General features: G+C 31.5%; 19 protein-coding genes and 1 tRNA gene. 10 read left to right on the forward strand and 10 right to left on the reverse strand.

Annotated elements, in window-relative coordinates:
- Window positions 1-33 precede the first annotated feature (33 nt).
- Window positions 34-1,179 carry a serine hydrolase gene (locus KLA_RS08560; RefSeq protein ID WP_034645078.1) on the reverse strand — a complete coding sequence of 382 codons (1,146 nt, stop codon included), beginning with the start codon at window positions 1,177-1,179 and terminating at the stop codon, window positions 34-36.
- Window positions 1,176-1,418: a hypothetical protein gene (locus KLA_RS08565; protein WP_013620053.1), complete on the reverse strand. Its 243-nt coding sequence runs from the start codon at window positions 1,416-1,418 to the stop codon at window positions 1,176-1,178. The genes KLA_RS08560 and KLA_RS08565 overlap by 4 nt, the downstream gene beginning before the upstream one ends.
- A 220-nt stretch (window positions 1,419-1,638) precedes the next feature.
- On the opposite strand from KLA_RS08565, the gene KLA_RS08570 reads away from it, so the two are divergent.
- The 6 genes from KLA_RS08570 (at window position 1,639) to KLA_RS08595 (ending at window position 8,581) form a co-directional block, all read left to right on the forward strand.
- Window positions 1,639-2,520, forward strand: coding sequence for a hypothetical protein (locus KLA_RS08570; RefSeq protein ID WP_034645081.1), 882 nt, complete (start codon window positions 1,639-1,641; stop codon window positions 2,518-2,520).
- Window positions 2,504-3,931, forward strand: coding sequence for a peptidylprolyl isomerase (locus KLA_RS08575; RefSeq protein WP_034645084.1), 1,428 nt, complete (start codon window positions 2,504-2,506; stop codon window positions 3,929-3,931). The genes KLA_RS08570 and KLA_RS08575 overlap by 17 nt, the downstream gene beginning before the upstream one ends.
- A 9-nt stretch (window positions 3,932-3,940) precedes the next feature.
- The gene (locus KLA_RS08580; protein WP_013620050.1) at window positions 3,941-4,894 is read left to right on the forward strand and encodes an AAA family ATPase; all 954 of its coding nucleotides are present in this window, start codon (window positions 3,941-3,943) and stop codon (window positions 4,892-4,894) included.
- Window positions 4,895-5,093: 199 nt separating this feature from the next.
- Window positions 5,094-7,361, forward strand: a complete 2,268-nt coding sequence (locus KLA_RS08585) for an aconitate hydratase (RefSeq protein WP_013620049.1) — start codon at window positions 5,094-5,096, stop codon at window positions 7,359-7,361.
- A 102-nt stretch (window positions 7,362-7,463) separates the two neighbouring features.
- Window positions 7,464-8,018, forward strand: coding sequence for a TlpA family protein disulfide reductase (locus KLA_RS08590; RefSeq protein ID WP_034645087.1), 555 nt, complete (start codon window positions 7,464-7,466; stop codon window positions 8,016-8,018).
- A 2-nt stretch (window positions 8,019-8,020) separates the two neighbouring features.
- On the forward strand, window positions 8,021-8,581 hold the full coding sequence (locus KLA_RS08595; RefSeq protein WP_034645090.1) for a TlpA family protein disulfide reductase: 561 nt from the start codon (window positions 8,021-8,023) through the stop codon (window positions 8,579-8,581).
- Window positions 8,582-8,628: 47 nt separating this feature from the next.
- On the opposite strand, the gene KLA_RS08600 is transcribed toward KLA_RS08595, so the two are convergent.
- Window positions 8,629-8,712 (reverse strand) — tRNA-Leu (locus KLA_RS08600).
- Window positions 8,713-8,873: 161 nt separating this feature from the next.
- Here KLA_RS08600 and KLA_RS08605 point away from each other — a divergent pair.
- Window positions 8,874-10,163: a cryptochrome/photolyase family protein gene (locus tag KLA_RS08605; RefSeq protein WP_034645092.1), complete on the forward strand. Its 1,290-nt coding sequence runs from the start codon at window positions 8,874-8,876 to the stop codon at window positions 10,161-10,163.
- On the opposite strand, the gene KLA_RS08610 is transcribed toward KLA_RS08605, so the two are convergent.
- From KLA_RS08610 to KLA_RS08635, 6 genes are all read right to left on the reverse strand, one after another.
- The gene (locus tag KLA_RS08610) at window positions 10,164-10,847 is read right to left on the reverse strand and encodes a lycopene cyclase domain-containing protein (protein ID WP_013620045.1); all 684 of its coding nucleotides are present in this window, start codon (window positions 10,845-10,847) and stop codon (window positions 10,164-10,166) included.
- Window positions 10,847-11,305: a sterol desaturase family protein gene (locus KLA_RS08615; protein ID WP_034645094.1), complete on the reverse strand. Its 459-nt coding sequence runs from the start codon at window positions 11,303-11,305 to the stop codon at window positions 10,847-10,849. Before KLA_RS08615 ends, KLA_RS08610 begins: the two co-directional genes overlap by 1 nt.
- Complete coding sequence (locus KLA_RS17565; RefSeq protein ID WP_013620043.1) at window positions 11,305-11,763, reverse strand: hypothetical protein; 459 nt, start codon at window positions 11,761-11,763, stop codon at window positions 11,305-11,307. The genes KLA_RS08615 and KLA_RS17565 overlap by 1 nt, the downstream gene beginning before the upstream one ends.
- Window positions 11,764-11,816: 53 nt before the next feature.
- A complete protein-coding gene (locus KLA_RS08625) occupies window positions 11,817-12,653 on the reverse strand; it encodes a phytoene/squalene synthase family protein (RefSeq protein ID WP_034645097.1) in 837 nt (278 codons plus the stop codon).
- Window positions 12,653-14,113, reverse strand: coding sequence for a phytoene desaturase family protein (locus KLA_RS08630; protein ID WP_034645099.1), 1,461 nt, complete (start codon window positions 14,111-14,113; stop codon window positions 12,653-12,655). The genes KLA_RS08625 and KLA_RS08630 overlap by 1 nt, the downstream gene beginning before the upstream one ends.
- Window positions 14,114-14,239: 126 nt before the next feature.
- The gene (locus KLA_RS08635; protein WP_034645103.1) at window positions 14,240-16,201 is read right to left on the reverse strand and encodes a fasciclin domain-containing protein; all 1,962 of its coding nucleotides are present in this window, start codon (window positions 16,199-16,201) and stop codon (window positions 14,240-14,242) included.
- 142 nt (window positions 16,202-16,343) lie between these two features.
- On the opposite strand from KLA_RS08635, the gene KLA_RS08640 reads away from it, so the two are divergent.
- Both KLA_RS08640 and KLA_RS08645 read left to right on the forward strand, forming a co-directional pair.
- A complete protein-coding gene (locus tag KLA_RS08640) occupies window positions 16,344-17,216 on the forward strand; it encodes a MerR family transcriptional regulator (protein ID WP_013620039.1) in 873 nt (290 codons plus the stop codon).
- Between the two features lie 201 nt (window positions 17,217-17,417).
- Entirely contained in the window at window positions 17,418-18,740 is a 1,323-nt protein-coding gene (locus KLA_RS08645; RefSeq protein WP_051456072.1) for a Gfo/Idh/MocA family protein, read from the forward strand.
- 20 nt (window positions 18,741-18,760) lie between these two features.
- Here the strand turns inward: KLA_RS08645 and KLA_RS08650 are convergent, their stop codons facing one another.
- Window positions 18,761-19,630, reverse strand: coding sequence for an AraC family transcriptional regulator (locus tag KLA_RS08650; RefSeq protein ID WP_013620037.1), 870 nt, complete (start codon window positions 19,628-19,630; stop codon window positions 18,761-18,763).
- Between the two features lie 223 nt (window positions 19,631-19,853).
- On the opposite strand from KLA_RS08650, the gene KLA_RS08655 reads away from it, so the two are divergent.
- Entirely contained in the window at window positions 19,854-23,108 is a 3,255-nt protein-coding gene (locus KLA_RS08655) for a DUF1553 domain-containing protein (protein ID WP_034645105.1), read from the forward strand.
- Window positions 23,109-23,116 lie beyond the last annotated feature (8 nt).

The following is a 23,116-nucleotide window of genomic DNA, read 5'->3' on the forward strand; positions in this document are numbered from 1 at the left end:
AAGTTTATACCTTAAATAGTATAAATTGGGGGTTTAGTTCTGTTTTTTTTGCAAGTTGTAATTGTAATACTCTCTGCCTAATTCTGCTAAAAAGGGAATTCCTACGGACTCATACTCATAGGTGTTGTCATTATAAACACCATTGCTATTCACTAAAATAGTAGCTGTTAACATAAATCTAATATCATTTTTTGTGTCTTCAATAAAAGCGCAATCTGTTAAAGTTCCGTACGCGTAGCCAACCTTATTGTATATTTTAATATTACCTGGTATAGGCTTTTTTGTGTCGCCATACATAAAGAATTTTACATAGCTATCATAATAAGTGCTATCTGTATAACCGGCATCTTTAGGTGTATTACTCATTGCTTTTTTTAAGAAAGATAAATCATCTAAATATAAATTAAATTGCTGTTCACTAGAAAATGATTCAGGATAAATTATACGCTGTAAAACCTGTTGTTGGGCATCAATACTATAGTAATTTTTGAAACTAAAATCAAAAGGTTGGTTTTGCAATACTTCATCTTCATCAATATAACCAATACCCTTTTTAATTTTATCAAGTTGTAATGGAGCAATAGGGCTGTTAATTATAGCGTTGGTATTTATAGTTGTGCTATCATTTGTATAAATAACCAGTGGTTTTGTAGTAACATTATCAGCATTATCCGTAGAAAGTCTGTGAGCTATTCTAACATTATTTATGCCTTTGTCTTTAAGTTTTTTGTTAATATAATCTTGGCCTAAAAACTCAAATAATCTATTGTAAGCATCATTGTCGCTCACAGCAAATAGTTTAGTAATTTCTTTAGCAAATGTTGTTTTTAAAGTGTCACCTTCAATAAAAAACTCGGTATCCTTAGTGTAGCCTTCGCTTTCAAATATTTTTTCTAATGTTAAAACAGCAATAGGTAATTTTACAGAACTAGCAGGATAAAAGTAATTATTTGAATTGGTGTTAAAATCAAAATTATTAAACACATAAACACCATTAGTCTTTTTTATTTCAGTATATCTAAATTGTACCTCATGATTAGTAATGCTGTCTAAAACCCTTTTTATATTATCACTTTTAGATGCAATAATATAATTAATAGGATGATTTATTTTTTGTTGTTTTTCTTTACAAGAAAAAAGAAAAATAAAAGAAAGTAAGGCTAGTGTAAAAGGCTTCATTTTGCGTTGTATAATTCTCCTCTGTGTGGTTTTAATGCGTCTCTAACGGCAATCATTTCCTGTTCATTAACAACTAAAAATGCTATACTATGCATATCTGTTACAGCTGTAAATCCGGTAATATTAAGATCTAGTTTTTCTGCTTCAATAAATTCTTTTAAGTGTATTTCATGATGTTCTGCCGTTTTTTCGGCAGCCGGACCCCTAAAGTCCCATATCAGTTTTATTTTTTTAGACATATTATAAGTTGGTGTAAATATATTTAGGTAAAACTACTATTTCTTTATTAAAATTAAAGGAAGTAGATAATAATAAAAATAGTTCTCTTAAGCTAAATACTTATTTTTTAGTATTAAAATTTACTATTTTTTAGTATTTAATGCTAAAAAGTGTTAATCATTTTACAATAAATCTTGTATCGCAACATCTAATTGTTATTTTTGCGTGATGCACCAATTTATGCAACATATAAATAAGTTAGTTTTCTTGTTAGGAATACTTTATGGCACATTAACACTTAGCTCATGTCAAGGTGTTTTTGTTAGTGATAAAGATAAGGTTGCTATAGCAAGGGTAGGAGAAAATTTTTTGTATAAAGAAGATATACAAGATTTAATTCCTAAAAACACAACTAAAGAAGATAGCACCACTTTAGTAACCAATTATATAAATAATTGGGCATCTAAGCAGTTGTTAATGTCAAAGTCTAAAGTAAACTTGTCTGAAGAACAGTTGGCAGAGTTTGATAGACTTGTAGCAAATTATAAAACAGATTTGTATACAGGAGCTTACAAGGAAGCTTTAGTGCAAAAAGAGCAAGATACTGTTATTACTAATGAAGAGTTAAACGCTTTTTACCAAAAAGAAAAAGAGAACTTTAAACTTAACGAGAAAATTGTTCGGGTACGTTATGTAGAGCTGCCTCCTCAATTTTTAAATAAATCTGCAGTAATAGAAAAACTAAAAGGGTTTACAGAAAAAGACCGTATGTATTTAGATTCTATTAGTGTACAATTTAGAAAAGTTAATTTTAACGATTCTGTTTGGGTAGAAGCCTCTAGGTTAAAGAGTGAAATACCACCATTAACATCAGATAATGAACAGCAATACTTAAAAAAAGCACAATTTTTTGAGATGCAAGATTCATTAGGGGTATATTTGACCAAGGTTGTGGATATGATTGATAAAAACCAGCCTGCACCCTTACAGTACATTACACCAACAATTAAACGTGTTTTACTAAACCGAAGAAGATTAGAGTACCTAAGAAAATTAGAGGTAGATATTATAGATGAAGCTATTAAAAATAAGGAATTTGAGACATATGAAAAACAAGAATAACAACATTACTTTTTTACTAGCAATGTTATTAACTGTAACCTTTACAGCTAATGCAATGCAAGAACAAGAGCAAATAGAAGATGTTGTGCAAATAGCACAAGACACTATAAAATCTAACTTTAAAAGAATAAAATTAGATGGTGTTTCTGCCGTTGTGGGGGATTATGTTATACTAGATTCTGATATAGAAAAAACATTGATAGATTTACGTAGTCAAGGTGTTTCTGAAGATGATATAACTAAATGTGGTCTTTTAGGTAAATTAATGGAAGACCGTTTGTACGCGCACCAAGCTGTACAAGATAGTTTACTGGTTTCTGATGATGAAGTTAACGCAACTAGTGAGAGACAAATACAAAGCTTAGTAGGGCAAATAGGTTCTATGGAAAAGTTACTTAAGTATTACAAAAAAGATTCTCAAGAAGCATTAAGAGAAGATCTTTTTAAAATTAATAAGCTAAGAATGTTGTCTGAAAAAATGCAACAAAAAATTATTGAAGAAATAGAAATTACTCCAGAAGAAGTAAGGCAGTTTTATAAAAAAATACCAAAAGAGGAAAGACCAGTTTTTGGTGCACAGTTAGAGATTGCACAAATTGTAAAGCAACCAGAAGCTAGTGAGGAAGAAAAACAAAAAGTAATAGATAAACTTAATAAAATAAGAGAAGATGTTTTAGTAGGTGGTTCTAGTTTTAAAATTAAAGCAATTATTTCATCTGAGGATGAAGGATCTAGGTCTAATGGAGGTTTTTATAAAATTAAAAAGGAAACTAACTTTGTAAAAGAATTTAAAGATGTTGCTTTTAGTTTAAAAGAGGGTGAAGTTTCTGAACCTTTTGAAACACAGTATGGGTTTCATATTATTTACTTAGAAAAAATTAAAGGTCAGGAAAGAGATGTAAGGCATATTCTTATGGCGCCTAAAATATCTGATGAAAGACTTGAAGAAGCTAGGTTAGAATTAGAGAAAATAAGACAGAGAATTTTAGATGGTGAGCTTACATTTGCAGAAGCTGCTTTAAATTTTTCTGATCAGAAAGAAACAAAATACGAAGGTGGGCAATTAAGAAACCCACAAGATTTTAGTACCAAGTTTGAGCTTACTAAAATGCAACCAGAGTTGTATAACCAAGTTAGGGATATTAAAGATAATGAAATCTCTATGCCTATTTTAGAGGTAGAGCAACAGGGTGGTGCAAAAAAGTATAAGATAATGAAGATTACCAATAGGTATGATGAGCACGTAGCAGATTTTGCACAAGATTATACTAAGATTCAGGAGTTAGCATTAACGCAAAAAAGAGTAGATGCTATACAGGAATGGATGGTTGAGCATATTAATGATACTTATGTAAGTATTAATAAAGACAATAAAGATTGCGAGTTTAAAAACAACTGGTTTAAAAAATAGTAGAACTTTATGTCAGACGTAACTGCTGTTAAAAATTTAGTTGAAAAACACCACGCACTAAAGCAAGAAATTGCTAAAGTAATTGTGGGCCAGGATGTAGTAATAGATCAAATATTACTATCTATTTATACAGGCGGTCACTCTTTGTTAGTAGGTGTGCCCGGTTTGGCAAAAACCCTAATGGTAAACACAATAGCCCAAACCTTAGGGTTAGATTTTAAACGCATACAGTTTACGCCAGATTTAATGCCTAGTGATATTTTAGGTAGTGAAATATTAGACGAAAAAAGAAACTTTAAGTTTATAAAAGGTCCTATTTTTTCTAATATTATTTTGGCAGATGAAATCAACAGAACACCGCCTAAAACGCAAGCGGCTCTTTTAGAAGCAATGCAAGAAAGGGCTGTAACAATAGCTGGTAACCATTACAAATTAGATCTTCCTTATTTTGTGCTGGCTACACAAAACCCTATAGAGCAAGAAGGTACATATCCTTTACCAGAAGCACAGTTAGATAGGTTTATGTTTGCTATAGAATTACAATACCCATCTGTAGCAGAAGAAATAGAGGTTGTTAAACGAACAACATCAGACAATAAACCTACAATTAACGCCTTATTTAGTGCAGAAGAAATAGTAGCAGTACAGCTTTTGGTACGTAGAATTCCTGTGCCAGATAATGTTGTAGAATATGCTGTTAAGTTGGTAAATAGCACTAGACCTAATCTAGACACAGCCAATGATTATGTAAAGCAATATTTAGATTGGGGAGCGGGGCCAAGAGCTTCTCAAAATTTAATATTAGCAGCAAAAGCACATGCAGCTGTAAACGGAAAATTTTCTCCAGATATAGAAGACGTACAGGCTGTTGCTACAGGTATATTAAGGCATAGAATAATTAAAAACTACAAGGCAGAAGCAGAAAATATTTCTGAAGAACAAATAATTGCCAAATTGCTCTAATTAAAGAAAAATCAATTTCAAACGTTTTCGTAGATAATTTGATAATATTTTAAGTAAAAAATGATGCATTCATTTTTACAAGTGCATTTTTTTGTTTTTTTAGCAAAATAACACTAATCGTTGCCCAATTCTTTCGTTTACCCTTTAGATTTTATTAATTTTGTGGAATTGCAATAAATTAAACTCAAAACTAAAAGGAATGGCATTTGACATTGATATGATAAAAGGGGTTTATGCCCGTATGGCTGAACGAGTAGATATGGCTCGTGAAATAGTAGGAAAGCCACTTACACTTTCAGAAAAAATATTGTATTCTCACTTATGGGATGGTAATCCAAATACTAAATTTACAAGAGGTAAAGACTATGTAGATTTTGCACCAGACCGTATTGCTTGTCAAGATGCCACCGCACAAATGGCATTATTACAGTTTATGCAAGCTGGTAAGCCAAAAGTTGCAGTTCCTACAACAGTACACTGTGATCACTTAATACAAGCTAAAAGTGGTGCTGCACCAGATTTAAAAGTAGCAAATTCTACAAGTGCAGAGGTGTTTAACTTTTTAGAGTCTGTTTCTAACAAGTATGGTATTGGTTTCTGGAAACCAGGAGCAGGTATTATTCACCAAGTAGTTTTAGAAAATTATGCATTTCCTGGCGGAATGATGATTGGTACAGATTCTCATACAGTTAATGCTGGTGGTTTAGGTATGGTTGCTATTGGTGTTGGTGGTGCAGATGCTGTAGATGTTATGGCAGGTATGGCTTGGGAACTTAAATTTCCAAAATTAATAGGTGTTAAATTAACTGGAAATATTTCTGGTTGGACATCAGCAAAAGACGTTATATTAAAAGTTGCAGGTATTTTAACTGTTAAAGGTGGTACTGGTGCAATTGTAGAATATTTTGGAGAAGGTGCTAAAAACCTTTCTTGTACAGGTAAAGGTACAATTTGTAATATGGGTGCAGAAGTAGGAGCAACTACATCTACATTTGGTTATGATGAGTCTATGGAGCGTTACTTACGTGCAACAGACCGTAATGATGTTGCAGATGCAGCAAATGAAGTTAAAGAGCACTTAACTGCAGATCCAGAAGTTTACGCTAATCCAGAGCAATATTTTGATGAAATTATAGAAATTAATTTAGATGAATTAAGACCTCATTTAAACGGACCTTTTACTCCAGATTTAGCTACACCAGTAGGCCAGTTAGGAGAAAAAGCTAAAGAAAATGATTGGCCTTTAAAGGTAGATTGGGGATTAATTGGTTCTTGTACTAACTCTTCTTACGAAGATTTAACAAGAGCAGCTTCTATAGCTAAACAAGCTGTAGATAAAAAAATTAAGCCAAAATCAGATTTTGGTATCAACCCAGGTTCAGAGCAAATTCGTTTTACCGCAGAAAGAGACGGTATATTAGATATTTTTGAAAACTTAGGAGCTACAGTATTTACTAATGCTTGTGGACCTTGTATAGGTCAGTGGGACCGAAGTGATGCTAAAGGTGATGAGAAAAACACAATTGTACACTCATTTAACCGTAACTTCTCTAAAAGAGCAGATGGTAACCCAAATACACACGCATTTGTTGGTTCTCCAGAAATGGTTGCTGCAATAGCAATATCTGGTCGTTTAGATTTTGATCCTATGAACGATACATTAATTAATGAAGATGGTGAAGAGGTAAAATTAGATATGCCATTAGGTATAGAGTTGCCTCCACAAGGTTTTGATGTAGAAGATGCTGGTTACTTAGCTCCAGATGAAGATGGTTCTGGTGTAGAGGTTAAAGTTTCTCCAGATTCTGAAAGATTACAATTATTAGAGCCATTTACGCCTATTAAAGACGAAAGTTTAATGGGAGCTAAATTGCTTATTAAAGCTTTTGGTAAATGTACAACAGACCACATTTCTATGGCTGGTCCTTGGTTACGTTTCCGTGGGCATTTAGATAATATTTCTAACAACTGTTTAATTGGAGCTGTTAACGCTTTTGGCAAAAAAACAAATTTTGTTAAAAACCAATTAACAGGTGAGTTCGGTGGTGTTCCAGATACTGCACGTGCATATAAAGCTGCAGGTGTTAGATCTGTAGTTGTGGGAGACCATAACTATGGAGAAGGATCTTCTCGTGAGCACGCAGCTATGGAGCCAAGACATTTAGGTGTTGCGGCTGTAATAGTAAAATCTTTTGCACGTATTCATGAAACAAACCTTAAAAAGCAAGGTATGTTAGGTTTAACATTTGCAAATGAGGCAGATTATGACTTAATACAGGAAGATGATACATTTAACTTTATTGACATAGCAGAATTTGCTCCAGACAAACAATTAACTTTAGAGTTAGTTCATGCAGATGGTAGCAAAGATGTTATTAAGCTTAACCACACTTACAACCAACCTCAAATAGATTGGTATAGAGAAGGTTCTGCGTTAAATGTAATTAAAAAAGAAAACGCGGCATAAGCCAAGTTTGTTTTAATAAAAGAAAACTCCCGAAGTAATTCGGGAGTTTTTATTTTTATATGAATTTATCTTCATATTTTAGGGGTAATTATACAATATAAAATGAAAAAGAAAACAGTTTTTACTCTTCTAATAATGCTTCTTATAGCAGCATTTTTTTGGACTCCCTTAGGGCATATGGGGAAAATATTTTTAAACAATATGGTAGCAACTGCTCCTTCTGTTATTACTAAAGAAAATCAGAAAAAAATAACAGATTATGACTGGGTTTTAAAAGATGAAGATCACAACTTGTTTAACTTTAAAAAGTCTAAAGGGAATGTAATTTTTATAAACAATTGGGCATCATGGAAAGTTCATTGTGAAGCCGAACTACAATCCATACAAAAGTTTTATAATGATTATAAAGGTAAAATAGACTTTTATATAATTACTAATGAAGAAAAAGATGTAGTAGAAGAATTTATGCAGCTTAAAAAATTTAATTTTCCTGTTACATATTTAATTATTGATGCTAAACACGCTGTAAATACAGAAAAAGTGCCTTCTAGTTATGTAATAGATAAACAAGGCAATATTGTGATTTATGAAGAAGGTATATCTAATTGGGATAATAATACTGTATACCAAACTGTAGAAAACCTTTTAAAAGAGTAAAAATGGCTTTTACTAAAAAAAGAATATTTAATATTGCTTTTTATGTACTTATAGTTGCCATAATATTTACTCCGTTAGGGTTTAAAGTAAAGGTTTTTACAAATCAAATTTTTTCAGGTAACCCAAATACCCTAAAGCAAGAAGAGCAAATTGTGTTGCAAAATTATAACTGGAAATTTGTAGATGCTAAAGAAAACAGTTTTAATTTTAATGATTACCAAGGTAAAGTAGTTTTTATCAATTTTTGGGCAACATGGTGTCCGCCTTGTGTTGCAGAAATGCCAAGTTTACAAAAGTTATATACTGACTATAAAAATGATGTAGAGTTTATTTTTTTGGCAAGCGATAAAGTAAAAAATGTAAATACATACCTAAAAGAAAACAATTTTAGTTTTAATGTGTATTATTCTAATTACAAGTTACCGCAAGAGCTTAAACATACTGTAATTCCAACAACATTTGTATTAAATAAATCTGGAAAAATTATAGTTAAAGAAACCGGAGCAAAAGATTGGAATAGTGAAAAAACACGTAAATTATTAGATAAGCTGTTGAAAGAATAAAATATAGATGAAAAAATAAAAAGCGCTTATAAAAAGCGCTTTTTTTGTGACTACGACTGGAGTCGAACCAGCACGTTCTTAAGAACACTACCCCCTCAAGGTAGCGCGTCTACCAATTCCGCCACGTAGCCATTGGTTAAAATAATTTATAGCGCAAATATAACTATGTGCTATAGATATATAAACTTTTTAATTTGAAATTTTATGTGTTTTTGTTTCTGTATTAGCCTAGCATATAATAGCTTTTTTACTTAATAGGCCTTATTTTTGATACAAGCATAATTATAGTTTTATGAGTGATAAAATATCTGTTTTTTGGTTTAGGAGAGATTTAAGGATTGAAGACAATACGGCACTGTGTAATGCATTAAAATCTGGTAATCCCGTACTTCCTGTTTTTATTTTTGATGAAAATATTTTAAATGAACTAGATGCAGATGATGCAAGAGTAACGTTTATACATAAAACTATATCAGCTATAAATTTAACTTTAAAAGAATATAATAGTGGTGTACTATGCTTACATACAACACCAGAACTTGCTTGGAAAAAAATAGTAAGTACACACAATGTAGAGCGTGTTTTTTTTAATAAAGACTATGAGCCATATGCAAGAGAAAGAGATCAGAAAATAACTTCATTTTTAAACGATAAATCTATAAAGGTTAAGTCTTATAAAGACAGTGTTATTTTTGAAGAGAATGATGTTTTAAAGAATGACGGTGATCCATATACGGTTTATACGCCATATAAAAATAAATGGTTATCTAAATTTACTCCAGACCTAATTGAAGATAAGAAATGTGACTTTAAAGGTAAATTATTAGAGTTTAATGTAGATTTTCCTTCATTAGAAAATTTAGGATTTAGTGCATCAAACATAACGGTAGAACCATACAATTTAGAGCATCTAGATATTTATGCAGAAAAAAGAGATTTTCCGTCTGATGATATAACAACATATTTAGGTCCACATTTGCGTTTTGGAACCGTAAGTGTACGCAAATTAATTAGAGGCTTAGATGGTTTAGAAAGTGTGTTTTTAAGTGAATTGGTTTGGAGAGAATTTTTTACTCAAATCTTATTTCATTTTCCAAAGGTTGTTACCCAAAATTTTAGATCTAAATACGATGGAATAAAGTGGCGCAATAACAAAGAAGATTTTGAAAAATGGTGTACAGGTAATACAGGTTATCCTATGGTAGATGCCGGTATGAGACAGTTAAACAAAACAGGGTATATGCATAATAGAGTGCGTATGATTACTGCTGGCTTTTTATGTAAGCATTTATTAATAGATTGGCAGTGGGGAGAGGCCTATTTTGCTAAAAAGTTGTTAGACTATGAGTTGGCCTCTAATAACGGCAATTGGCAATGGGCAGCAGGTACTGGTTGTGATGCTGCTCCGTATTTTAGAATATTTAACCCTATAACACAATTAAAAAAGTTTGATAAAGATTTTAAATACGTAAAGCATTGGATTCCTGAGTTGGATGGGTTTAATTATCCGCAGCCAATGGTAGAGCATAAAGCAGCTAGGGAAAGAGCATTAAAAGTATATAAAGAAGGTATAGAAGATTAATTATTGATTTTGTTTGTTAAAGTAACGAAACAACTCAATATTCATAAAAATAAGTACAAGTCCGTAAAAACAATCCTCTACAGGTATAGTACCTATTCTAACACCTAAATTTTCTGCATTGTTATACCAAACAATAGGAGACTCTAAAAAACTGCCAGTTAACAAACCATTACTGGCTAAAAAAAATGGTATAATTATTAAATACGTTAAATAATGATAGCTAAGGTTTGTTTTTTTATAGTACAAATAAACTAAAAAAAGGACGGCTAAAATACCAGTTGTACACGTGTATAGCTTGTCTAAATTAAATAAAGCGGTAATTAAACAAGTAGCAATTATTGTAAATGTAATGTATTTTTCAATTTTTTGTAATGGATTATTTTTTATTAAAAATAATATGGCAAAGTATGTAAAAACACATGCATATGGTATGGCTATAAAAAATAAAACTTCCTCTAAAGGTAATTCTCCAAAAAATATTCCACTAAGGTAATCTTTATTAAACCCCCAAACTCCTATAGCTGTAAACCAATAATCCCAAACAATAAAAAATAAAGCAACAGGTATGCACGCTTTAAAAAATGAACCCCATTTTTTGTAAAAAGCGTGTTTTGGGTAAAAGCTAGCAATAAAAGGTATACTAATGCAAGCAAAATTTATAAGTAGGTAATAAAAGGGCTTCATTAAGGTTTGTATTGTTTATGGTATTTTTTTGGGACATATAACATTCCAAAACACTCTCCGTGTTCTTTACCTAAGTGTTTGTGGTGTACTTTGTGTGCTTTACGCAGACCTATTAAATATTTGTTTTTTGTTTTTTTAAACCATTTAAAACGTTGGTGAATTAACACATCATGAATTAAAAAATAAGCAATGCCATAAAATAAAATACCTAAACCAATAAAAAACAAAACGTTTAATTGTGGTCTAATACCAAAGAAAAATAAGGCAATGCTAGGTATCGCAAATATTACAAAAAACAAATCATTTTTTTCAAAAGGGTGTGGGTATTTTGGCTGATGATGATCTTCATGTAATACCCATAAAAAACCATGCATTACATATTTGTGTGTTAGCCAAGTTATAACTTCCATAACAGTAAATGTAACAACTGTAACTAGTGTAAAAAGTACTATTTTCATTAATTTGGGCTTATTGTATTTATATTTTTTAAAATTACTTTTTTGTAATTTTTAGGTAATTCAGATGCATCTAAATTATCTAAAATGAATTTTTTATCTGCTGCAATTCTAGTGTTGTACCCTAAAAAACTGGGGATGTTGTTTTGCACTAAGTACCTCACATACCTTGCTTCTATATCGTTTGGGTATTTTTTGATGTAATTTTCTAATGTTTTTTTACCTTCATTAAAATACGCTAATTTTTTAAAGGGCCATACTGTAAACTCAGCTTTTTTCATTGTGCATGAGGCAATGTATGGTGTAGCTTTAGAGCAATTAATTTGTTTGCTACTTTTTATAAACTTCTTTAAATCATCATTAGTTTTTATAGTATGAAATGTATTTCTAATACTTTCCAAACTTGTACAATCTGTGGTTTGGTTAAAAATTAAAACAAATAAGAGAAAAAATAATTTCATTAACTATGTTTAAAAGTCACTACTAATAAACTATAAAGTTATAAGAAATTACGTTATATAATATTAAATTTAAATCTAATATACGCTTTGGTTAAAATTAAAAACTTTAGCGGATTAGAAATACGTATTCTACTGTTCATAATACTACTAGTATCTGCCTTTTTTAGTTTGTTAAGTAATTTAGAGTAGTACTTATATGCTACAAAAACACCTAATCTGCTTTCTAAAGGAAGTTGAACAATACCTTTGTAAGCTTCAGAAAAATCGTTTTCAATATCTTTTAAAATACGGTCTTTAGCAGTATGTGTAAGTGTGTTAGTATTTAATTCAGGAAAATAAGATCTTCCTAATTCATTAATATCGTCTTTAAAATCTCTTAAAAAGTTTACTTTTTGAAAAGCAGATCCTAAGTACTGTGCAGACTCTTTTAAGTGGTTAAATCTTTCATTGTCATTATTAACAAAAACGCGTAAACACATTAAACCTACTACATCTGCAGAGCCATAAATATATTCGTTATATTCTTCCCTTGTGCTGTATTCTGTTTTGTTAAGGTCAAAACGCATGCTAGTTAAAAAGGCGTCTACATACTCTTGTAAATCATATTTTAAAACAACTTCTTGAAAAGAGTTTATAATAGGATTAAGGCTTATTTTACGGACAAGAGATTTTCTGTACTCCTCTTCAAACTCATTTAAAAGCTCTTCTTGATTATAATCATGAAAAGTGTCTACAATTTCATCTGCATACCTAACAAAACCATAAATAGCATATATGGCGGGTCTTATAGATGGTGCAAATAGTTTTATACCTATAGAAAATGACGTACTATAAGTTGTGGTTATTAATTTACTACAATTAACGCTAGAGGAATCAAACAGAGCTTTCATTATTTACTATGTTTTAAAATTAGTTCACTTACTACTTTGCCAGATATTAATGATGGTGGCACACCTGGTCCTGGAACAGTTAATTGTCCACAGAAATATAAATTGTCTACTTTTTTACTTTTTAGTTTAGGTCTTAAAATATGGGTTTGCATTAGTGTATTGGCTAATCCATATGCATTTCCTTTGTAAGAATTGTAATCGTCTTTAAAATTGTCTACACAATAAGATTCTTTAAATAATATATCTTCTTTTAATTTTTGATCTGTTAGTTTTTCTACTCTTTCTATAATCTGATTAAAGTAGTGTTCTCTTAGTTCTTTAGTGTCTTCAATATCTGGGGCAATAGGTACTAAAAATATAGCGGCCTCTTTGCCTTCTGGAGCGCTAGTAATATCTGTTTTACTAGGGAAACTGGCATAAAACAAGGGCTTGTTAGGCCATTCTTTAGTATCGTAAATTGTTTTCGCGTGCTCTTCAAAATCAGTATCAAAAAATAATGTATGATGATTTACAGCTTCAATTTTTTTATTAAAACCAACAAAAAATAATAGGGCAGAAGGAGCAAATATTTTTTTGTCCCAGTAACTTTCTGTGTATTGTCTATATTGTTCAGGTAGTAAAGTTTCTGTGTGGTGATAATCTGCACCGCTTAAAAGAACATCACACTCTAGATACCCACTTTTACTTTCTACACCTTTTACTTTGCCGTTTTGTATATCAATTTTTAAAACAGGGCTATCTGTAATGGTTTTTACACCTAAACTTTGTGCTAATGTTTGCATACCTTCAACAACTTTGTACATACCTCCTTGTGGGTGCCAAGTACCAAGTTTAAGGTCTGCATAGTTCATAAAATTATAGAATGATGGTGTATTACTTGGCTTAGCGCCTAAAAATAAAACAGGAAATTCTAATACTTTACGTAGCTTATCATTTTTTACATAACCAGATACCTGATTTTTTATAGTAAGTATAAACTCGTACAATTTGGTAATTGTTTTACGGTTTATAATTTCAAAGATGTTTTCACCAGGGTTGTATACTAGTTTTTTTATAGCAATATCATAATTAATACGAGCTTTGTTAATAAAGCGTTCTAATTGTTTACCGCTACCAGGTTCTATTTTTTCAAAAGTATCTCTTGTTTCATTAAAATCTTCAGAAATTGAAATAGCATCGTTTTTACCAAAATAAATTTGGTAAGCAGGGTTTAGTTGGTCTAGCTGGTAATAATCGCTTGTTTTTTTATTAAAGTCAGCAAAAAACTTGTCAAAAACATCTGGCATCCAATAAAATGTAGGGCCAATATCAAAAACAAAACCGTTTGTTTTTAGTTGTCTAGCTCTACCGCCAGTAGTTGTGTTTTTCTCTAACATAGTAACATCATAACCAGCTTTTGCTAAGTAGCAACTAGCAGATAGTGATGAAAAACCAGAGCCTATAATAATTACTTTTTTCATAAACTATTAACAAGTATCTTCCTAAGATACTATTTGTTTTTAAATATAATATTAAAAACCGGTGATTTTTACATCACCGGTACAACAACCAAATTAACCCAACCAACAGGTTAATCTAATTTTATGTTAATGAGTGTCTGGCATTAACACTTTGTTTATGATGTGTACAACACCATTGCTAGCTTCTACATCTGCAGTAGTTACCTCTGCATTGCTACTGGTTGCATCTGTAATAAATACACCGCCAGTTAGGTTAACTGTAACATCTTGGCCTAGTGCAGTAGTTACCATTTGTCCGTCTGTTAGGTCTGATGATAATACAGCAGCACCAGAAACAACATGGTATTTAAGTATGTTAGCTAAAAGCGTTTTTTCATCTTCTGTGTCAAAATCTGCTAAACTTGTATAGTCCGGGCCTAAATCATCTAATAAAGCTTCAAATGCTGCATTGGTTGGTGCAAATACAGTAAAAGGACCTTCAGTACCTAATAACTCTACCAATCCTGCATCTGCTTGTTGCAATGCAGTAACCAATAATGATAAGTTGTCTGTAGCAATTGCAAGTTCTACTATATTAGGTTGTAATGCATCAACAATTTCTTGTGGTAACAATACTTTGTCTACTATATGAATTACACCGTTTTTAGCTTCAATATCTGCAGTAGTAACAGTCGCATCAGTTTCAGTCGCATCTTGTATAAATACGCCTCTTGTTAGGTTAACTGTTACGTCTTCACCTTGTGCAGTAGTAATCATTTGCTCATTACTTAAATCTGTAGAAAAAGCAGCTGTACCAGCAACAACATGATATTTTAATATTGTAGCTAGCATTGCTTTTTCATCTTCGGTATCAAAATCTGATAACTCGTTATAATCATCTCCTAACTCATCTAATAATGCAGCAAAAGCAGCATTAGTTGGTGCAAATACAGTAAAAGGACCATCTGTACCTAATAAATCTACCAAACCAGCATCTGCTTGTTGTAAAGCACCAACCAATAATGATAAATCATCTGTAGCTATTGCTAATTCTACAATAGTAGGTTGTTGATCTGCAATAAAATCTACTGCAGCTTGTGGTAACAATACCTTGTCTATAACATGAGCAACACCATTAGATGCCATAATATCTACAGCAGAAATGTTTGCATTAATGTCTGATGCATCAGCAATAACAAAAGTACCATCATTATCAACTACTTCTATTGTATTGTCTGCTAAGGCAGTACTTACTTCACCAGCAGCTAAATCTGTAGATAAAACTTTTGCAGGTATAACGTGGTATAGTAATATGTCTTTTAATAATTGTATTTCTTCATCAGTATCAAAATCATCTAAAGAAGTATAATCATCTCCTAACATATCTAAAAGAGCAATAAAAGCAGTATCAGTTGGAGCAAAAACAGTAAATGGACCATCAGAATTTAATGTGTCTACTAAACCAGCCTTTATAACTGCAGCTTCTAAAACAGTTAATGCATCACTAGCAACAACAACTTCTACCAATGTTCCTAAATTAATAGCATCTATTACAGATTGTGGTAATAATACTTTATTTATAACGTGTACAATACCGTTTGTAGCATCTACATCTGCTGTAACAACTTGTGCATCTACGTCTGATGCATCACTTACAAAAACACCATTGTTTAAAGATATAGATACATCTTCTCCAGACAGTGTAGTTACTACTTGTCCGTCTGTTAAGTCGCTAGACGTAACAGCGGCACCAGCAACAACGTGGTATTTTAAAATAGTAGCAAGTAAAGCTTTTTCTTCTTCCGTATCAAAATCATCTAAAGAAGAATAACCGTCTAGACTAGCAAATAAAGCAGTAAATGCATCATTTGTAGGGGCAAATACTGTAAATGGTCCGTTACCACTTAATGCAGAAATAAGATCTGAGTTAGGACTCTCGTCTGATTTTGATAATGCAGCAACCAAAGAGCTAAGCGCATCTGTGCTAGATGCCGTCTCTACAATGTTTAATTGTGCTTCTTTTTCTTGGGGTGTGTCATCATCATCATTACAAGATGTAAACGTAAATAAGAATAGAAGTAATGCCGAAAAATAAATTTTAATTTTCATATTGTCTAACTTTTATAAGGTTATTGTTAGACAAATGTATTAAAATATTTTAAAATGTCTAGTAAAAAGAATAAAAAATTAGACAAAATATGGTTTGAGTCTATTTTTGAGTTATTTTTGCAAACAGTAAATAAGTAAACAAATGGGTAGTTATTCAATGTCTCAGGTTGCCACACTAACTGGTATCAATGCACACACTTTACGAAAGTGGGAGAGCAGATACACCTTTGTACAGCCTAAACGTACCGATACTAATATTAGATATTATACAGATGAGTTATTACGTAAACTGCTTAATGTAAGTATTTTACATAGAAATGGTTTTAAAATTTCTAAGATAGACAAGATGTCTAATGATGAGTTGCATGCCAATGTAACTGAAGTTTTATTAAAGCCTATAGATGGTGATGTGCTTACGGCGCTAATGTTATGTTTGTTAGAAATGAATGAGCGAGAATTTGTGAAAATTTTAGATGCTCACATCCTAAATAAAGGGCTTTTACAAACAGTTTCAGACCTAATTTACCCCTTTTTAAATCAAATAGGTGTGCTTTGGGGTATAGATAAAGTAATGCCTGCTCAAGAACATTTTGTGTCTAACTTAATAAGACAAAAAGTAGTATCGGCTATTGATAATTTATCATTGCCAGAAGAAAGTGCATCTAAAATAGTATTGTTTTTACCTGAAAATGAACATCATGAAATAGGTTTGTTACTGGCACAGTACATAGCAAAAGATTTGGGGTGGAATGTTTATTACTTAGGGCAACACGTGCCGCTTGAAAATTTAAAGTCTGTACAAGAAATAGTACAGCCTAAATTAATGCTAACAATGTTTATTACAACAATACCAGACAAGGTAAAAGACAAAATAGAAGAAATATTAAGTAATACAAGTGCACATTTATTGGTAGCTGGTAATCCTATAAATTTAAAAGAAAAATATTTTGAAGAAAGAACAACTTATGTATCTAGCCCTTTAGAATTAATAACAATACTTCAGGAAAAAAAATAGTACAAGTAAAAATCAGTTTAAGAATCCGAAAGCCTAGTGTTTTCGGATTTTTTTTGTCTATTTTATTTAAAATTAACCATTTGTGCTACAATTTTAAACACTTCTATTACTAGACAAATTATAGTATTACTAATTTTATTGAAGTAAATATTTTAAATTTAGAGATAAACCTTTTTTAACTAAAATAAGCAACCTTATAAAATGAAAGACTCAGGCAACATTAAAAAAACAAAAATAAACACCAAAGTATCCAGAAGAGGCTTTATTACAAAAACAGCTTTAGCAACCGGAGCCATTACTATATTACCAAGGCATATTTTTGGTAGAGGATTTGTTGCTCCAAGTGACAGAGTTAATATAGGTTTTATAGGATTAGGAAAACAAAGTAGAGGTTTAGCAAATAATTTTGTGGGTGCTACAAATTCCCAAATTATAGCAGCCTGTGATGTATGGTCTACAAAAAACGAATGGTTTAAAGGTGCTGTAAATAAAATTTATGCAGACAAAAGAAACCAAAATAGTTACAACGGAGTAACTACATACACAAATTACAATGAGTTGTTAGACCGTAATGATATAGATGCCGTAGTTATTGCAACACCAGATCATTGGCATGCAATACAAGCTATAGATGCTATGAAAGCGGGTAAAGATGTTTATTGTGAAAAACCTTTAACTCATAATATTAATGAGGGTATAGATCTAGTTAAAATAGCAAAAAAAACAAGTAAAATATTGCAAACTGGTAGTATGCAACGTTCTAACAAAAATTTTAGAAGAGCCTGTGAACTTGTTAGAAATGGTTACCTGGGAGATATAAAACAAGTATTGGTAAATGTAGGAGACCCAGCAGTACCATACAATTTAAAAGCAGAAACACTACCAAGTGAGGTAAATTGGAACAATTGGTGCGGACCTGCCCCATTATTAGAATATAACCACAGATTAGCACCATCTCGTAACGATGTTGATTTTTGGCCAGACTGGAGACTTTATGAAGAAGTAGGTGGTGGTATACTTTGTGATTGGGGTGCACATATGTTTGATATTGTACAATGGGCATTAGGTATGGATAGGTCTGGACCTGTAAAGTATGTTCCGCCAACAGATAAAACAGCTGTTAGAGGTTTAAAAATGTATTATGATAATGGAGTAGAAATGATACACCAAGACTTTGGTAGAGGTTGGGGTGTACGTTTTATAGGGTCTAAAGGTACTATGGATATTAGCCGTAGCTATTTTGAAACTACGCCTAAAAATTTAGTAAATGCAGAGTTAACAACATCAGATACTAAGTTGTATGACACAAAAGGGAATCACTACCAAGATTGGATTACTTCTATAAAAAATAGAACTCAACCTATTTGTGATGTAGAAACAGGTCACCGTTCTGCAACAGTATGTAATATTGCTAATATTGCGTATAATTTAGGCAGAGATTTAGATTGGGATCCAGTAAAAGAAAAGTTTTTAAAAGACAAAGAAGCTAATAAAATGCGTGGTAGAAAAGAACGTAAATTTTAATACATAATACCTTATTATATTTATATATTCACCTGCTCCTTTCTAAAAGAAGCAGGTGTTTTTTCTGTATGCTTTTTAAAAGATCTAGAAAAGTATGATACGTTTTCAAAACCAACCTTTTGTGCCACCTCTTCTAAAGAGTCGTTTGTGGTTAATAGCAGTAGTTGCGCACGCTCTATTCTTTTGGTTTGTATGTATTTATTAGGTCTAATACCATAGGTTTGTAAAAATAACTTAGAAAAATAATCTGTACTGTAATGGCACTTATTAGCAAGCTCATCTATAGTAATTGGTAAATGAAGATTTTTATTAATGTAGTTTAGTATTTGGTTTAAATTAGAGTTGGTTAGGTTTATTTCTTTAGGGAGTTTATTATTTGTTATAAATTTTGATATTAATATATTTAATATTCCTTGGGTTTCTATAAACTCTTTTGTGGTTAAATTTTCATTTTGTTTAATAAAGTCTAATAGTGTAGGTCTATTATCATACGTTTTAGGATCACTATTTTTAATTTCCCTATTGGCATTTAAGTCAACCAATCTTTTAAAATAATACAAGCTTTTTTCATCTGCTTTTACTTCGTATTCAAAATTTTTAAAATTGTATATAGACAAGCCATTATTAATTTCCTCTAAAAAACTAATGTAATATTGCTCATGGTAATCCTCACAAATATACCTAGCATAAGTATAGCTAGGAATTAAGTATATGTAGCCAGGCTTTAAAATGTAAACTCCATCATTATGGTACACTTTAGCAGTGCCTTTTGTAATGTAATACATTCTGGTAAACGGACTAATAACATTGTCAAAATTCCATGATGTACCTAATTTAGCATAGCCAGTGTTAAGTAAAGTTAACCTTAAAGATTGTAGAATTTCTATCATAATTAGTACTTATTCTTCTAAAATAGCTGATTTAGTATTTTTCTAAAACTAGACACTTTTCTAAACAACTACTTAAATCTCTACTAAAATAGCAAATTTTAGTAGATTATATCACTAGATAAAAACTGAACATAACGGAAATGTATATTTTATAAGCTGATTTGGTCAATAAAATGGCTACAAGTTATTTTATTTTTGAAATATTAAATAATCGTCAAATTTTATGTTAAAAAATAAGATACTGTTAATTATAGGTGGTGTTTTTTTGTTATTGTGTTCTTGTGGAGGCCCAGACTTACCAGAGTTGGTTGCTGTAGAATATAACAACTTACCAGAAAAAGTAGATTTTAATCAGCATGTAAAACCAATTTTGTCTGATAAATGCTATTTGTGCCATGGTCCAGATAAAGGAAACATAAAAGGTGGCTTACAATTACATGAGGCTAGTTTTGCTTATGCAGAATTAACAGAGACTCCAGGAAAATTTGCAATTACTCCAGGTAATTTAAACAAAAGCGAGTTTTTTCATAGAATAATGACAGATGATCCTAAGTTAATAATGCCAGAACCTAGTTCTCATTTAACCTTAACAGATTATGAAAAAGCTGTTTTAATTAAGTGGATTGAAGACGGAGCTGAGTATAAAGATCATTGGGCATTTATTAAGCCAGAAAAGCCAGTTGTACCAAAAATTAAAGAGCCTAATTTAGCGGCAAATTCTATAGATAATTTTGTTCTTGCAAAATTAGAAGAAGTAAACCTTTTACCTTCTAAAAAAGCAAATAAGCATATGTTACTCCGTAGGGCTTCTTTAGACCTAACAGGTTTACCGCCAACACAGCAAGAAATACAAAATTTTATAAATGATACTTCTACTAATGCTTTTGAAAAACAAATAGATAGGTTATTAGCATCTCCTCATTTTGGAGAGCAAATGACATTAGATTGGATGGATGTTTCTAGATATGCAGATACTCACGGTTATAGTAATGATAGGTATAGAGATACTTCTCCGTGGAGAGATTGGGTAATAAAATCTTTTAATGAAAATATGCCATATAATGAGTTTTTAACTTGGCAATTGTCAGGAGATTTATTTGATAATCCAACAACAGAACAAAAAATAGCAACAGCTTTTAACAGACTGCATCCGCAAAATTTAGAAGGTGGTATTATAGATGAAGAATTTAGATCTGAGTATGTTGCAGATAGGACCGCTACAGTAACACAAGGTATGTTAGGCTTGTCTTACGCTTGTGCAAAATGCCATGACCATAAGTATGACCCTATTTCGCAAAAAAACTATTATGAAATGTATAGTTTTTTTAACAATATAGATGAAACCGGCTTAATTCCTTGGGATTTAGCTACACCAGTTCCTGCAATGATGTTGCCAACTAAAGAGCAAGAAGGGGTAATTGCTTATCTAGAAAAAATTGTAAATACTACAGAAAATAAAGTAGCGCAAACTGCACAAAATGAAACCACAAAAGCAAACAAATGGTTAGCTAATAATAGTCATCAAAAAATACCATTGCAGCCAGCACCAACTGGTTTGGTGGCCTCTTTTAATTTTAATACTCCAAAAATAACAAATGCTATAGGTGGTAACAGACAAAATAATATAAGAATGCGCCAGCAATTTGTAGATAATGAAAAACCTATTTACAAAAAAGGAGCTAGTGGTAATGGTTTGTTTATGAATGGAGATACTTGGTTAGATTTAGATAAAATTGGTATTTACCAAAGAAATCAGCCATTTAGTATAGGTATAAAAGTATTTATACCAAAAGATTTAGAAGAGGGAGTTATTTTTCATAAAATGAATAGCCCAGAGTTACACAGTTTTAGAGGGTATCATTTAAAAATAAAAAACAATAAACTAGAGGCTTTACTAGCCCATGTATATCCAGATAATGCCATAGTAATAGAGTCATTAAATAATGTGCCAAAGGAAAAATGGATACAACTTACTATGACCTATGATGGCTCTAGCAAAGCAGACGGGGTAGCTATTTATGTAGATGGAGAAAAACAAAAAACAAAAACTGTTTATGATAATTTATATAAAGATATTGTATTTCATGAGATAAGATTATACGGGCCAGAGAGTGAAAAACTAGAACCAGGTTTGCGTATAGGAGCAGTATGGAGAGGTAAAGGTATTGGCGGAGCCACTGTAGATGATTTACTGGTTTATAATAAAGAATTAAGTGAAATTGAAGTGTTGCAAATTGCAGATACAGAAAAACTTAAAACACTTAAAAATAAAACCTTTGCTAATTTATCTAATGCAGAAAAAGATAAACTATTAAAATATTACCTACATACCAACTCTGAGTCTTACACTGCTATGCTAAAAAAATTAGAAAAAGACAGACTTGTTCTAGTAGATAGTATAGACCCTGTTAAGCAGATTATGGTAATGAAAGAGCGTAAAACGCCAAGACAAACCTATATTTTAGATCGTGGTAATTATGATTCTCCTACAGATTCTGTTTTTCCTAATGTGCCAGAAGATATATTGCAATGGAATGATAGCTGGCCTAAAAATAGGTTAGGTTTAGCCAAGTGGATTACAGATAAAAACAACCCTTTAACTGCCAGAGTAACGGTAAATAGGTATTGGCAAAATTTATTTGGAAGAGGTCTTGTGTTAAGTTCAGAAGACTTTGGTAACCAAGGAAACCTGCCTACGCACCCTAAATTGTTAGATTGGTTAGCGGTTAGTTTTGTAGAGTCTGGTTGGGATGTAAAAAAACTACTTAAAACTATAATGCTAACAAACACATACCAGCAGAGCTCTGTAATATCTGAAGAGTTATTGGCTGTAGATGTAGAAAATAAATGGTTGTCTCGCGGTCCGTCTTCAAGGTTATCTGGAGAAATGTTAAGAGATAATGCCTTGTTAGCATCTGGTTTGCTAAACAAAAAAATTGGAGGAGAAAGCGTAAAACCTTATCAGCCTAAAGGATTATGGAAAGTAAATAGTGATGAGTATGTGCAAGACGGGGAAGAAGGTTTGTACAGAAGAAGTATGTATACCATTTGGAAACGCTCTGTACCAAACCCAACTATTGCAACTTTTGATGCTCCTACTAGAGATTTATGCTCTTCTCGTAGACAAAAAACAAATACACCATTACAAGCTCTTGTTGTTCTTAATGATCCTACATACATAGAAGCATCTAGGGTGTTAGGTAAAAAAATGTCTGAAATAAAAGATGAAAAAGAGGCAGTTAACTTAGCCTTTTTAAGGCTTACAGGAAGAAATGCCAATCAAAATGAACTAAAACTACTAATTAATTTGCAAAAATCTGAATACGAGAAATTTAGTGCCAATTTAGATAAAGCAAAAGGTTGGTTACAAACAGGGGCTTTTAAATTGTCTGACACAGATAACAAAGCTCTGGTAGCAGCAAATGCCGTTGTAGCTAGTACAATAATGAATGCAGATGCAACAATTACTAAAAGATAAATAGACCA

The organism is Cellulophaga geojensis KL-A (assembly GCF_000568425.1).
GTDB lineage: Bacteria > Bacteroidota > Bacteroidia > Flavobacteriales > Flavobacteriaceae > Cellulophaga > Cellulophaga lytica.